Origin of the sequence: Streptomyces soli (assembly GCF_003999195.1) — a bacterium.
GTDB lineage: Bacteria > Actinomycetota > Actinomycetes > Streptomycetales > Streptomycetaceae > Actinacidiphila > Actinacidiphila soli.
Genome location: NZ_RJVR01000041.1, coordinates 1 through 14591, shown reverse-complemented (window position 1 = coordinate 14591; position 14591 = coordinate 1). Strand labels below are relative to the sequence as shown.

General features: G+C 69.6%; 8 protein-coding genes. 2 read left to right on the top strand and 6 right to left on the bottom strand.

Annotated elements, in window-relative coordinates:
* Window positions 1-435: catalase-related domain-containing protein (locus tag EFK10_RS02200; RefSeq protein ID WP_127354078.1), on the top strand; the 435-nt coding region annotated here is incomplete at its 5' end.
* 1764 nt (window positions 436-2199) lie between these two features.
* Here EFK10_RS02200 and EFK10_RS02195 read toward each other — a convergent pair.
* From EFK10_RS02195 to EFK10_RS02175, 5 genes are all read right to left on the bottom strand, one after another.
* Complete coding sequence (locus EFK10_RS02195; protein ID WP_127354077.1) at window positions 2200-2544, bottom strand: hypothetical protein; 345 nt, start codon at window positions 2542-2544, stop codon at window positions 2200-2202.
* Window positions 2545-2742: 198 nt separating this feature from the next.
* Window positions 2743-4101: an endonuclease domain-containing protein gene (locus EFK10_RS02190; RefSeq protein ID WP_127354076.1), complete on the bottom strand. Its 1359-nt coding sequence runs from the start codon at window positions 4099-4101 to the stop codon at window positions 2743-2745.
* A 240-nt stretch (window positions 4102-4341) separates the two neighbouring features.
* Window positions 4342-6585, bottom strand: coding sequence for an SF1B family DNA helicase RecD2 (recD2, locus tag EFK10_RS02185; protein WP_127354075.1), 2244 nt, complete (start codon window positions 6583-6585; stop codon window positions 4342-4344).
* A gap of 142 nt (window positions 6586-6727) precedes the next feature.
* On the bottom strand, window positions 6728-8149 hold the full coding sequence (locus EFK10_RS02180) for an SWIM zinc finger family protein (RefSeq protein WP_127354074.1): 1422 nt from the start codon (window positions 8147-8149) through the stop codon (window positions 6728-6730).
* Window positions 8146-11142: a DEAD/DEAH box helicase gene (locus EFK10_RS02175; RefSeq protein WP_407646989.1), complete on the bottom strand. Its 2997-nt coding sequence runs from the start codon at window positions 11140-11142 to the stop codon at window positions 8146-8148. Before EFK10_RS02175 ends, EFK10_RS02180 begins: the two co-directional genes overlap by 4 nt.
* A 115-nt stretch (window positions 11143-11257) precedes the next feature.
* On the opposite strand from EFK10_RS02175, the gene EFK10_RS02170 reads away from it, so the two are divergent.
* Entirely contained in the window at window positions 11258-13276 is a 2019-nt protein-coding gene (locus EFK10_RS02170; RefSeq protein ID WP_127354073.1) for a plasmid pRiA4b ORF-3 family protein, read from the top strand.
* Window positions 13277-14376: 1100 nt separating this feature from the next.
* Here the strand turns inward: EFK10_RS02170 and EFK10_RS02165 are convergent.
* The coding region (locus EFK10_RS02165; protein ID WP_164835781.1) for an ATP-binding protein at window positions 14377-14591 on the bottom strand (215 nt) is incomplete at its 5' end.

The window sequence follows — 14591 nt, the reverse complement described above, 5'->3', positions numbered from 1 at the left end:
TATGAGCAGCTTCCGGTCAACCAGCCGCTCAACGAGGTGCACAACTACAACAAGGACGGCCCGATGCGCTACCACCACAATGGGGACCAGCCGGTCTACGCGCCGAACAGCTACGGCGGGCCCAAGGCCGATCCGCAGCGCTACCGCGATCCGAGCTGGTTCGTGGAGGCCGGCGAGATCGTGCGCACGGCCTACGAGGCCCACAGGGACGACAACGACTTCATCCAGCCCGGCACGCTCTACCGCCAGGTGATGACGCCGACCGACCGCGACCATCTGGTCGACAACATCGTCTGGCAGCTGAACCAGGGAGTGGAGCGCTCCATCCAGGAGCGCGCGATCAACGACTACTGGACGAAAGTGGATCCCGACCTCGGCGCGCGCGTCGCCCAAGGCTTGGGCCTGGGGACTTCGCAGCCGGGTACAGGCCGCTGAGCGCCTCCTCGCCCAGGCCCGGCTGCCACACCGGCGGCCGCTCGTCATACACCCCACACCCGCCCCCGAGGGGTCCGATGTCGGCGAGGCATCCGTATCGCCACCGGCCGACACGGAAGTGACCGTGCTGACCTGACCGCGCTCTCCTCGGCGAGCCTGCACGAGTTCCCCGTGCGCCACCCGAGCCCCCTCGGCCCGCTCCTGCGCGGCGGTCACCTTCTCCTGGGCCTGCCGCAGCACCTCCAGCCAGGACTTCAGCTCCTCCCGTGCCCGTGCCTCACGCTGCTCGAGCAAACCGATCACCGACGGCATCGCACCCCTCCCAGGCTGACAACAACCGTCCGCTGCCTGCCCCTACCACTCCGCGATCATGCTTCGAGCACGGAGAAACCCCCGCTCATCAAGCAGGGGTTCCGTTTGCCACAACGCACTCAGCCAGCGGCGTCCCGGTACGGAAGACCGCCTCGGAGAGCACGCCGTTTTGTCGTGTCGGGCCGACACCGTTGGATCACGATCTGTCGCAGACGGGCAATCGTCGAGCGGCCGCCCACCACCAGGTTCTTTGATCTGTCCGAAGCCACCAAGGACAGCAGAGAAGGATCTCGCTGTCGCCAGCACCCAGAAAGGTGGCTGTCCTCCGTGCGGTTTCCGGTATCTACCTGCACCACCGCTGCACAGCTGTCCACCGCCTGTCCACCGGAGACCCTTCGCGGGAGGCGAATCCAGCTATCCTGGCAGGAAAAAGCCCAGATCAGAGGCCTATCGCCTAGATTTCGTCACAGAAGCCGCACCTTCGACCTACGCATTACGATGCGCAGACCACCGGCGCACGATATACGCCGATTCCAAGGTCAACGAATACAAGAAACCCCAGGTCAGAGCCTCGACCTGGGGTTTACCATGGAGCCGCCTTCGGGATTCGAACCCGAGACCTACGCATTACGAGACCGTGAGCGTTCGTGTTGCGTCGTGCCGCGCCGTGATGCCGAATGACGTCCTGCCTGATCAGAGCACGTGCAACATGTTGACCCGTGCCACCCCGTGATGCACCGTCCAAAGGCGTCTGTCCACCGGCTGTCCACCGAGGTGGTTGTCACCGGGGCGCCAGCGAGACTGGAGCTGGGCTCCCGACGATGCTGTCAACCAGGCGGAGAGACGAACGGAGGTCATTGTAGGACCTCGATAAACGCGCCATCGCTGGGTTCGGTCACCGTGTCCCCCTGCTCGGGTGCCGGAACGCCGTAGCTGGCGACGTCGCACGCGCCTGTGGGTGCTCAGGGTCAACACAGCTGGCTGGGTCATCTCTCGTCGAGCCGTTCATCGAGGATCTCGGCAGCCCAGGCGCGCAACCGTCGGCGCATGTCCTCCACCTGGCCGCCATCGACGCCGTATGCCTCGTACTCCCGGTCCGGTCAACGGTCGACCGCCCGCAGCGTTTGGGCGAAGTAGCGCAGATCGAACCCGGCGTCGTGCTCCGACGCCAACTGCAGTAGCCGTCCGCCCGAGTACCGTCCGGAGGCGAGCGGCGCCATTCACGTCGAGGTAATTCCGTGGCGCGGCCCGTCCCAAGAGGGTGGTCACCTTGTTGGCCACCGCGTCATCGGGGTTGAGGACCGGGCCGATCTCCAACACGGCAGGCGGGCGAGCCCGCCATGCTTCGAACCGCATCTGCATGAAATCCGCCCAACCTGTCCGCAACACTCCTTGCCGCGCCACGCTACCGCCGACCCGCGACGCACAACGCGGCCGGGGACGAGCGGCCCCCTACCCCATGGGCAGCACGTAGTGGTAGTTGCCCTCGCCGACTGCGGCATCGAGGGTCCGGACGACGAACCGGGCATCGTCATACGGACCCGCGACATAGAACGGCACACCGTCCCGGCCGAACTCGATCGGCACGGGCCCTGCGGGCTCACCCAGGTAGACGGCTGCCGCGGCGAACTCCTCATACGGCTCGAAGCCCAGCCCGCGGGCGAAGGCCACCGCTCCGTGCACCAGATGCTGGGCCAACTCCAGCGGCGCCTCGACACCCGGCGAGTCGAACGCGGAGAAGAACTCCCGCCGCCAGGCGTCGAGAGAACCCAGTCCCATCGTGTGCGGCCCGTTCACGTTCTGAGGGTCACGATACCCCCGTCGCCGAGAGCCAGCCCGGCAAGAGCAGCGTGGTCATGGCGGGAGTGTCGCTCAGGGCCCAGGGTTGTGGTCGGACCGTCGAGCTTGCCCGCGCGGATCCCTGGCCGAGGCACAGGCGGCAGGCGCCAGTCCGATCGGCCCGCCGACAGGAAGAGGGAGCCGCAGCCACCCCGCTCAGAATAGGCTCAGGCCCGCGCTGCTGGTGTCCGGGATGACGGGCCGGAACTGGGTGGGGACGGTGTCGTGGCGGCTTGGCCCGGCAGCCGCAGCCACCTCTGGAGCCGTCTCGGCCAGCCAGGTGCGGAACCGGTCCACAGCTGCTCGGTAAGGGATTTGCGCCAGGGTGCGGTGCTCCCCGCTGGGGCAGTAGTCCACGCTCAGGGTGATCACACAGGAGCGGGGCTGGTTGTGACTGCCCGCCCAGGAAGCACGCAGTTCACCGCACGGTGTGCGCCCGCGGGAGCTGTGAGGGACGCGGTGGGTCGGGCGCAGTGGAGCGCCGACCAGGAGGGCGGTGAGTGCGGCCAGGTGCGGGAGCGGGAGCGTGGTGCGGGCGCGGCAGCCGGGGCAGCGGTGCCAGTGCCGCAGCCAGTCCTCGGCGTGAGTGTGGAAGAGGGACGCGTAGCGGTTGGTGACGTAGACGTCGTTGCTGTAAAGGTAGTTCGGCCGTTCGCGGGTGTTGCAGGCCTGGCAGACGGGAGCGCGGACGTAGCGGTGCTCGTGGCAGTGGTCGATCGCACTGGCGGGGGCTTCCTGGCAGACGGCGCACCTCCACCCGGACACTGCGAGTGAGCTGCGTTTGTTGCGGAGCGCCGAGTAGAGGTGGCCTTCCAGTTCCCCGGTGTACGGGCGCAGCGTTGTGGTGGTGCAGGCGGGGCAGATGGTCTGCTGGCCGCTCTCGGTCTGGACGCGCCACGTCTCGGGCCGGTTGTCTGCCCTCGCCCCGCACCTGCTGCAGGTTCGTACGGCCAGCAACCACTGCGCCTCGACGCGCTCGGCAGCGTCCAGCACCCGGGCCAGCGTGCGGGGCAGCCACCACGTGTGCGCCGCCCGTGTCCTTGGCCGCACCACCAGGAATCGGCGCCAGTCGATCCCCGCCAAGTGCCGCAGATGGTCGCTGCCAGCCAGCTGCCACGACCCGTCACGAGCATCGTGGTTGCGGACTCGGGTCCATTCACGGTCCAGGCGCTGACGCCATCGCAGTGCCCGCGCATCTTCTTGTCCCGCACCGGGCACGCTGCAAGGACCAACGTGGACCAGCGCATTCCTGTTCACCTTGACCGACCCCAGTTCCGCCGCTGCCCGGCGCACGTCGGCTCCGCGAACGTGCCACCGGCCGTCGGCGTCCTGCACCGTGGGCACCAGGTGGCTGCCGAGCAGTATGTACCCCGACCGCGGGTCGGCAGGAGAGCCGGTGAACGCATCGGAAGCGGCCGGGACGGTGCTGTTGGACAGCAGTTCGGGCCACAAGGCATCCGCCGCAGGGAGGGTGAGCAAGCCGTGTGTGCGGCGCGGGGTATCGGCCTCTGACATGCCCGGCACGCTAACAGCACCCCTGACTCCGGCACCCGGACTCGGTCAGGAACACCGTCCCGGTCCCCCGGTCCCGCAGAGCACCGGGGGCGCCGTCTGGGGCGGAGCCAAGTCACGAGCCAAACTTCCTCCATGGGCAGCCAGCCGTGCACTCCGTGCCGCCGACGCTCGGTGTCGCAGGCCTCACCGCAGCCCGGTCCAGGCCATCGGCGGCCCACTGCTGTGCCTGCGGTGGTCCGGTCATCCGGTGGCCAGTCGGTGATCGAGTGCGGTGTGCCGTCGGCCGGCGCTGACGGTTCGGACCGCCTGGCCCAGGGCCTTGCGGGATCCGACCAGGACGACGAGTTTCTTCGCCCGTGTCACGGCGGTGTAGAGGAGGTTGCGTTGGAGCATGGTCCACGCCGAGGTAGTGACGGGGATTACCACAGCCGGGTACTCGCTTCCCTGCGATCGGTGGATGGTGACGGCATAGGCGTGCGCGAGTTCGTCCAGTTCGTCGAAGTCGTAGCCGATCTCCTCGTCCTCGTCGGTCAGCACGGTGAGCTTCTGCTCTTCTGTGCTCAACGCGGTGACCACGCCGACGGTGCCGTTGAAGACGCCGTTCTGTCCCTTCTCGTAGTTGTTGCGGATCTGGGTGACTTTGTCGCCCACCCGGAACGTCCGGCCGCCGAATCGTCGTTCCGGCAGTCCTTCCCGGGCGGGCGTGACGGCGGCCTGCAGGAGTGTGTTGAGGTTGCCCGCACCGGCCGGGCCGCGGTGCATGGGGGCCAGCACCTGGATGTCGCGGCGCGGGTCGAGGCCGAATTTCTGCGGGACCCGCCTGGCCGCCACATCGACGGTGAGGCCGGCCGCGTTATCGGTGTCGTCCTCCACGAAGAGGAAGAAGTCGGGCAGGCCGTCTGTCAGCGGGGGCAGGCCCTGGTTGATCCGGTGGGCGTTGGTCACCACCCCGGACTGCTGGGCCTGTCGGAAGATCTTGGTCAGCCGTACCGAGGGGATCGGGCTGTGGGTGGCGAGCATGTCGCGCAGCACCTCCCCCGCGCCGACCGAGGGCAGTTGGTCGACGTCCCCGACGAACAGCAGATGGGCGCCGGGCGCGACCGCCTTGGCCAGCTTGTTCGCCAGGATCAGGTCCAGCATCGATGCCTCGTCCACGACCACCAGGTCTGCTTCCAGCGGCCGGTCGCGGTCGTAGGCTGCGTCGCCGCCGGGCCGCAGCTCCAGCAGGCGGTGGACGGTAGAGGCCGGGGCCCCGGTGAGTTCCGACAGTCGCTTGGCCGCCCGGCCGGTCGGCGCGGCGAGGACCACCTTCGCTTTCTTCGCCAGGGCGAGTGTCACGATCGACTTCACCGTGAACGACTTGCCGCAGCCCGGACCGCCCGTCAGTACCGCGACTTTCTCGGTCAGCGCCAGCTTCACTGCCTCCTGCTGCTCCGGTGCCAGTTCCGCACCTGTCTGGCGCGCCAGCCAGCTCAGCGCCTTCGTCCAGTCGACCGGTGTCTCGCTGCGGCTGCCGAAGGCGGGCACTTTGTCGGCGTCCGTCCGCAGGAGTCTGAGCAGCTGGTTCGCCAGGGAGATCTCGGCACGGTGGAAGGGCACCAGGTACACGGCCGTGATCGGCTCCCCGTCCGGGCCGGGCACGCTTTCGCGGACCACGCCCTCCTCGGCGACAAGCTCGGCCAGGCAGTCGATGACCAGGCCGACATCGACCTGCAGGAGTTTGACGCCGTCGGCGATCAGGCGCTCCTCGGGAAGGAAGCAGTTGCCCTGGTCGCTGCTCTGCGAGAGCGCGTACTGCAGGCCCGCCTTGACCCGCTCCGGGCTGTCGTGCGGGATACCGACCGACTGGGCGATCTTGTCGGCGGTCAGGAAGCCGATGCCCCAGACGTCGGCGGCGAGCCGGTAGGGCTCGTTCTTGACCACCCCGATCGAGCTGTCGCCGTACTTCTTGAAGATCCGCACCGCGAGCGAGGTGGAGACGCCGACGCCCTGCAGGAATACCATCACCTCCTTGATGGACTTCTGCTCCTCCCAAGCGGCCGTGATCAGCGCGGTGCGCTTCGGGCCCAGACCCGGCACCTCTATGAGCCGCTCGGGCTCCCGCTCGATGACATCGAGGCTGTCGACGCCGAAGTGCTCCACGATCCGCTCGGCGAAGCGAGGACCGATTCCCTTGATCAGCCCCGAACCAAGGTACCGACGGATGCCTTGGATCGTGGCGGGCAGCACGGTGGTGTAGTTCTCCACCGTGAACTGCTTGCCGTATTGCGGGTGCGACCCCCACCGCCCATGGAGCCGCAGCGACTCACCCGGCTGCGCGCCGAGCAGCGCCCCGACCACCGTCAAGAGATCGTTCGCGCCGCGCCCGGTGTCGACCCGAGCCACCGTGTAGCCGGTCTCCTCGTTCGCGTAGGTGATGCGTTCCAGCACCCCTTCCACCTCGGCGAGTTGCCGCTGTGGCGCCTGCGGTGCACTCGCACCCATCCCCTACTCCCATCCCGTGCCGCGGCACCCCGGGACCTACGCTTCCCACCTGCACCGTGCTACCCGACCAGGTCCGCCGCAAGACGTCCCTTCCCGCACGTCATCGATTCGGTACAGGCCGACTCGTTCGGCCCACGGCCGCTCACCCCGGCCGGGGCCGGGTCCTGCGCACGCGGGGCTTGGACAGGGCCTTCTGATCTTCGGCAACCCGTGGCGGTGTCAGCGACTGAGCCGGCGTGCGGGGTGTCTCTGGTTGCAGCACACTCGTCAGCACGATGGCCGGGTCAGGATCGGGCGGTCCAGCTGGCCACCATGTCGTGCCGTCTTTCGTGTATGGGTACCAGCGGCCGTCGCGGCCGTATCGAAGCTGCGCGCCGTGGCCCTCGATGGTCCAGCGGTTGCGCCAGGTGCGCAGGCGCGGCAGCGGGGTGTCGTCGGGCCAGTCGTCCTTCAACGTGGCGCGGGCGCGCTCCAGCACTGCCGCGGGCGGAGTCCATGCTTCGTCGAGGACCTCCAGGGATGCCGCGCCGCCGTGGCGCCATGCCCGGGTGGCGGCGGCGAGTTCGCTGGGGGTGCGGCCGCAGGTCGAGGAGATCCGGGCGAAGACCTCCATGGTGGGGTGGGTGGCGGTGAGGCGGACAGCGTCCTGCCATTCGGTGAGCGGCGGGAGTGGGGCGGTGTCGGCGTGCCGGGCGCCGAGGGCCGCGGCGAGCAGGTGGTGGGCGCGCGTCGCGGCGTCGGCGGCGAGGAGTTCGAGTGCGGCCGGGTCCACGCCGGGTTCCGGGACGGCCGTGTCCGCCAGAGCGGGGCCACGGCCGGGCCGTTCGGGCAGCGGAGGCGGTGCGGGCAGGGCCGGCAGTTCGGTGCGGGAGGCGAAGGCGGCTGCGGCGGGATCGCTAGCCCGGGCCGGGGGTTCGACCGGGACCGCGCCTGAGGTTGCCGCATACGCTGCGGATTCGGCGGCGGCGCGGGCGGTGTTGCGGCGGCCGAGCTCGTCCATGAGCTCCCGCTCGCCGCGGCCTCGCAGGAGCAGCAGCACGAAGGGGTCGCGGTCCAGGAGCCGGGCGAGCTGGTAGCACAGGGCGGCTGCGTGTTTGCAGGGGTAGCCCCAGTCGGGGCAGCTGCACGCGGGGTCGAGGTCGCGGGGGCCGGGCAGGAGCGGGACGCCGGCGGCTGCGGCGTCGTCGGCGAGCCCGGAGGGCATGTCGCCGTCGAGCAGTGCGGCGATGTTGGCGGCCCGTTCGGCGATCATGTCGAGCAGTTGGTCCCACTGTCTGTCCGTCAGTTGCTCGACCTGGACGGTGGAATGGTAGGGGGTGCGGCGGCTGCCCTGGACCGGGGCGGCGGCGGAGCCGGGGGCGACGGTGACGCTACCGACCGCGCCGCCGCGCGCGTAGGTGCGGCCGCGTTGCAGGCGGCCGTGGTCCAGGGAGGACTCCTCCAGGGCGCGCAGCCATTCGCGGCCCCACCAGGACTCGGCGAAAGGGGCACGGCTGCCCTTGGTCGGCGGGAGTGCCTCGAAGGTGCGGGCGGGGCCCTTGCGGGACGGGGTGCGTCTGGTCATCGTCCTGTCCTTCGCAACGTGACCAGTTCGGCCAGTTCGCTGTCGCTCAATTCGCTGAACGCCGCCTCACCGCTACCGAGCACCGAGTCCGCCAGCTCCCGCTTGTTCCGGAGCATCTCGGCGACACGGTCCTCCACGGTGCCCTCGGCGATCAGCTTGTGCACCTGGACCGGTTGGGTCTGTCCGATGCGGTAGGCGCGGTCGGTGGCCTGGTCCTCCACGGCCGGGTTCCACCAGCGGTCGTAGTGGATGACGTGTCCCGCGCGGGTCAGGTTCAGGCCGGTTCCGGCGGCTTTGAGGGACAGCAGGAACACCTTCTTCTCGCCGGACTGGAAGGCGTCGACCATCTCCTCGCGGCGTTTGACGGTGGTGCCGCCGTGCAGGAAGAGGGTGTCCACGCCGCGGTCGGCGAGATGGCGTTCTATCAGCCGGCCCATGGCTACGTACTGGGTGAAGATCAGGGCCGATCCGTCCTCGGCCAGGACGGTGTCCAGCAGTTCGTCCAGCAGTTCCAGCTTTCCCGAGCGGCCCGGGAGTTTGGCGTTCTCTGGTTCCTTCAGGAACTGCGCGGGGTGGTTGCAGACCTGCTTGAGCCCGGTGAGCAGCTTCATGACCAGGCCACGTCGGGCGATGCCCTGCTTCTCCTCGATCTCGGCCATGAGTTCGCGTACCAGTGCCTCGTAGAGGGAGACCTGTTCCTTGGTCAGTGAGACCGGCTGGTCGGTCTCGGTCTTGGGCGGCAGTTCGGGGGCGATGCCGGGGTCGGACTTGCGGCGGCGCAGCAGGAAGGGGCGGACCAGCGCGGCGAGCCGTGCGGCGGCCTGTTCGTCGCGGTCGCCCTCGACGGCTTTGGCGTAGCGGTCGCGGAAGGAGGTGAGCGTGCCGAGCAGGCCGGGGGTTGTCCAGTCGAGCAGTGACCACAGTTCGGACAGGTTGTTCTCGACCGGGGTGCCGGTCAGCGCGACCCGGCCGCGCGAGGGGATGGTGCGCAGCGCCTGGGCGGTGTGCGCGTGCGGGTTCTTGACGTGCTGGGCCTCGTCGGCGACCAGTAGCCCCCAGGGCTGCTGGGCGAGGCGTTCGGCGTCACGGCGCATGGTTCCGTAGGTGGTCAGGACGAAGCCGCCCTTGGCGCCGTCGTCGAGACCCTCCAGGTCGCGGCCGGGGCCGTGGAAGCGGCGTACGGGGGCGGAGGGTGCGAAGCGCTGGATCTCGCGCTCCCAGTTGCCGAGCAGTGAGGCGGGGCAGACCACCAGGGTCGGTCCTGCGGTGGCATTTCGTTCCTGGCGGCGCAGGTGGAGGGCGATCAGGGTGACGGTCTTGCCCAGGCCCATGTCGTCGGCGAGGCAGCCACCCAGGCCGAGCGAGGTCATCCGGTGCAGCCAGTTCAGTCCGCGCAGCTGGTAGTCGCGCAGGGTCGCGGCCAGGGCCTTCGGCGGTCTCTGGGGCTTGCGCGCGGCACCGGTCCCGGTGGTGGTGTCGGCCTCGGGGTCGGCGATCCGGGAGCGCAGTTCCTCCAGTACGCCGCCCGCGGTGACGGCCACCTGTTCGCCGTCCACCTCGACGCTGCCGGTCAGCGCGGCACCGAGGGCGTCGATCGCGGTCAGCGAGGGCGTCTTGGACTGCGCGGCCCGTCGCAGGCGGCGGACCAGGTCCGGGTCCACGACCACCCACTGGTCGCGCAGCCTCACGATCGGGCGGTGCGCCTGGACGAGGCGTTCCAGTTCCTCCTCGGTGAGTTCCTCGTCACCGAGCGCGACCCGCCAGCGGAAGTCCAGTAGCCCGCCTGAGGACAGGAAGGACTCGGCCGAGGACTGCGTTCCCTTGCGGCGTGCGGGTTCGAGAACCCCGTCCGCGGTCAGCTCGCGCACCAGCTCCTTGGGCCAGTGCACGGCGACCCCGGCCGCGGAAAGGCTCTCCGCTGCTTCGCCCAGCAGTGCCTGGGCCTCCTCGTCGGACAGCTCCAGGCCGGTCGGGGCCGCCGCCTCCAGCAGTCGCCCGGCAGGCGGCCAGGCGCGCGCGGCCCGGCGCAGCGTCAGCAGCGTGTCCACCTGGGCCCGCGGGCCGAACAGTTCGGGAGCGGTGGCCCGCCCGGACCACAGGTCCGCGGCGTCGGCCAGGACGGTGGGATCGGCCAGGCTGCGCAGCTGAACCACGGCCCGGAAGGACTCCGCGCGGCCCAGTTCCAGCCGCAACGACACCGCCAGACCCGCGTCGCGACCGGCGGCAACCTCCGCCGCCCAGGCACGCTGCTCGGGAACGGACTGCGGCACACGGACAGCGAACGCAGGCCCGTCCGCCACCTGCCGGGCGGCGGGAGGGCGGGTGAGGGAGTCGGCCACGGCGTCCAGGAACGCCCGCAGCAGCGGCTCGGCCGCCGGGAGCGCGAGCGGGGAGAGGCCGGGGACCGCGACCGCGCGGGCCTCCGGCGGCATGGCGGCGGCCAGGGAGCCCAGCCGCTCGTGGTCCTCGGCGTCCAACGGACCGACCCGCCACGCGTCGAAGCCCTCGGGCGACACCCCTGGCAGCACCCGGCCCCGGGCCAGCAGGCCCAGACCGAGCAGGGCCGCCGAACCCCAGAACGCGGTGCTGCCGCGGGTACTGTCGGCCGAAGCCTGCCCGCTGCCGTCCGCACCGAGCGCCCGGCAGCGGGTCAACAACGGCAGCGCCTGCTCCACAGGCAGCAGCACGGCCACCACCCGTGCCCGGCGCACAGATGAGCCGTGCGGACGCACCACGGTCAGTTCCTCGGGTTCCACCCCGAGGTCCGGCAGCCCGCCGCTGGAGGTCCAGAACGCCACCCGTCCCGACCGGGGCGGATCAGCCGGGAGGAACACCGCTTCGCCCGCGGCGAGTTCCGGCAGCCAGACGGGCAACCGCTCCCAGCCCGACTCCACCGACGTGAACGCGGCCGACTCGGTCACGGACACCCCGCCGGATCCCGTCGGCCGGGCCACTGGCCCTGCCGGCAGGTAGACCTTCGCCACAGCACCCACTCCTCCACCCATTCGGGGCGGCGGGTCCCACGCGCCCTCAGCAGACCAAGGCTATCCGCACAGGCGGACGGCACGTGTCAAGAGCGGCTTCGCCCACTCGGCGGAATGCGAGAGGATGGCACCTGCACCCACCGCGTCCAGCCGCAGCCTCGTACCGGTGCCGGAACCCGCCTCCGCATCGAGGGAACCCTTCGCCGTGACCGCCGACCCCGTACCCACCTACCAGCTGAAGATCACCCTGCGGGACACCAGCCCACCGATCTGGCGCCGGGTCACCCTGCCCGCCGACACCTCCCTCGGCCGCCTGCACGACATCATCCAGACCTGCTTCGGCTGGCACGACTCGCACCTGCATTCCTTCACCGAACCCGGCTCCGGCCACCAGTTCGTCGACTTCGACTCCCCGCTGGACCGCGATCCCAGCCGCGACGTCGACGAGGACTCCGCATCCGTAGCCGAGGTACTGCCCTACGACGGCGGGCGGCTGCAGTACACCTACGACTTCGGCGACGACTGGCGACACCAGATCACCCTGGAGAAGACCCTCCCCGCAGCCGCCGCCGACCGTCGCGTCCACTGCACCGGCGGACGCCGCGCCATGCCCTACGCCGAGGACATCGGCGGCGCCTGGGGACTGCAGGCCGTACTCCACGCCGTCGCGGACCGCACCACACCAGCCCCCGAACCATGGACCGACCTGGTCGAGACCCTGCGCGAGGAGGGCTTCGACCCCGCCGGATTCGACCGCGATGCCCTGGACCGGGAACTGGCCGAACTGGACCCGCAGCCACCCACCGCCGCCCCGGCACCAAGGCCGACCAGAAACGCCCCCGGCAGAGAACGATGCGCTTGTGGAGAGGACCACGACGACGAGGACCTGGAGATGGAACTCCTCCCCGTGCGTCCGGTCACCCTGGCACCGCGCGCGGACCTCGCCGCAGCCGCACGCAAGGTGCCACTGATCGGCGCCGCGCTCCGCCTGGCCCACTGGTGCCAGGACGGACGAGCCGTCACCTCCCGCGACGTACTCAAGCCCGCACTGGGCCGCCTGGCCGTCCACGAACTCGAACTGTGGGCCCAAGACAACGAACTACGCACACTCCGGCCGACAGAGCGCGACAAGCGGCTGGCCCGCCTGCGCAGCTCCGGCGACCTGCCCTGCCTGGACAACCCCTGGCGGCTCGCCCTCTACGCGGGCCTCGTGGAGATCAGCTCAGGCATTGCACGCCCCGGAACCGACCTGCCCGCCGCAGCCGGAGACGAGGGAGTGCTCGACCTCTGGTACGACGCACTTGGGGCCGAACTCGACGAGCTGGACGACTTCGGAACCCTCGGCCTACCCCCGGTACTGCTGGCCGCACTGGGCATGCAAGGCGAAGACGGCAACGGCCTGGCAGCCGTGGTACTGCGGGCACTGTACGAGGTTCCCGACGACGAATGGCTCGACACGGCGCTGCTCGTCGGCGCACTCCGCAAGGGCCTCCCCACGCGGGAGGCACGGCTGATCGAACTGCTGCTTCTGCAGATCCTCGACCAGGCAGCCATCGTCCTCGCCGAATACCAGGCAGCGGACGTCGAGACCGGTCCGGAGACGCGCCGGCCCCGCGACCACATCCTCCTCGACATCCCCCGCATCAAGGGGGCCGCCGACGGCGGCGACGACACTCCGCTGCCCGGGAACCGACTCAGGCTCACCCCGCTGGGACGCCACGGCCTGCGCGAATACCTGCTCGCCGAGGGGATCCCCGCTCCACTGATCGGCGAACTGGCCGACGCCGACGCCCCGACCCTGCTGGACGCCCTGCTCGACTACGACCAGGAATCCGCGCAAGCAGAGATCACCGGCTGGATCAGCCACCGGGGCCAGGGCCCAGCCGCCGTCCAACTCATCGACGTCCACCTGTGGGGCCCGCCCGGCGTCGCCGACGAGGCACTCGCCGCATTCCTGGACCAGCAAGGGGACTCGGTACTGCCGCTCCTGGAGCAGGCCGCCGACGATCTATGGCGCTGCGACCATCCCGCCACCAGGGCCGTCCTGGAAGCCGCAGGGCGACACCTGAAGGCCCCGGACAAGGTACTGGCCAAGCGACTGCGCAAGTCCGCGACCAGGGTCGGATCCCAGCGCCGACAGTGAAGACCATAGAGCTGAAGCTGCGGCGCGGGGTCGGGAGCAGGACGTGAGACCTGTCAGCACTCAACAGTCCAAGCGACGCCGTTCGTCCTATCGGAGACAGATGAATGTCATACGTCGGCCAGGGTGCGGCAGCGGGCCCCCGATGCAGGGGCCCGCACGGCTGTCCACCGGTTGTCCACCGGGGCCTGCGGCGCAAGGCTGATCCATCCCTCCCAGGCAGGCAAAAGACCAGGTCAGAGGCATGGTTCGTCCATGCCGTCACAGCAACCAGACCTCTGACCTACGCATTACGATACACAGACCACGAGTGCCCGATTTGAGTCGATTCCAAGGTCACCGAAAACAAGAAACTCCAGGTCGGGGGCTTGACCTGGGGTTCACCTTGGAGCCGCCTTCGGGATTCGAACCCGAGACCTACGCATTACGAGACCGTGAGCGATCATGTTGCGTGGTGCCTGCTCGTGCCGTCTGGTGCCGTTCTTCCTGATCAGAGCACATGCGACTAGTTGACCCATACTGCCTCGTACTGCACCGTCCAAAGGCGTCCGGCCACCGGCTGGCCACCGGAGGCGTCAGGATGCCCGCTCATGAGGGTTGTTGGTCTCACACAGACCCTCCTGCGAGTGGTCATCGGCTCGATCAGGATCTGAGACGTCGTCACGGTGTACTCGCGTCCGGTGCGGGCCTCCCGTTCGGCGACAATCATCACCCTCCGGTCGACGACCAATCCCGCGCTTACCGGTGACCCACAGGGCGAATCGGTCTCCCTTGGAGAGCTCATTCCGGTAGCGAACAACGGTCCAGGACAGCAACACGTGGCCGTCGCGACGGAAGGAGTCCAGGTCGAAGGTCTTGAGATTGCAGGTAAGGCGCCACGCTGTCATGAACGACACCCGTCATTGGCGTAGGTAGAGGTGGTGTGAGGAGATGACGTCGGGCGTCCGACACCTCGCGCCCCACAGGACTCGGCGCACGATCTGCCAACTCCCAGACGGGGGCGTGCCGTCGGCTAGCCGAGTCGGGCGCCTGCGGTCATACAGGTCACCATGGGCCCATGGCGGACGATACCGGCCGTGGTCGGTCGTGGGGGTTGCTGTCGTTCACTGCTGTACCGCGGGTGTCAGTTCCTGTTCGGCCCACACGGTTTTGCCGTCCGGTGTGTAGCGGGTGCCTCGTCGGTGGGACAGCTGGGCGACGAGGAAGAGGCCGCGGCCGCCCTCGTCGGTGGTCCGGGCGTGGCGCAGGCGGGGGAGGCTGTTGCTGGTGTCGGAGACTTCGCAGGTCAGGACCTGGTGCCGGATCAGGCGCAGACGGA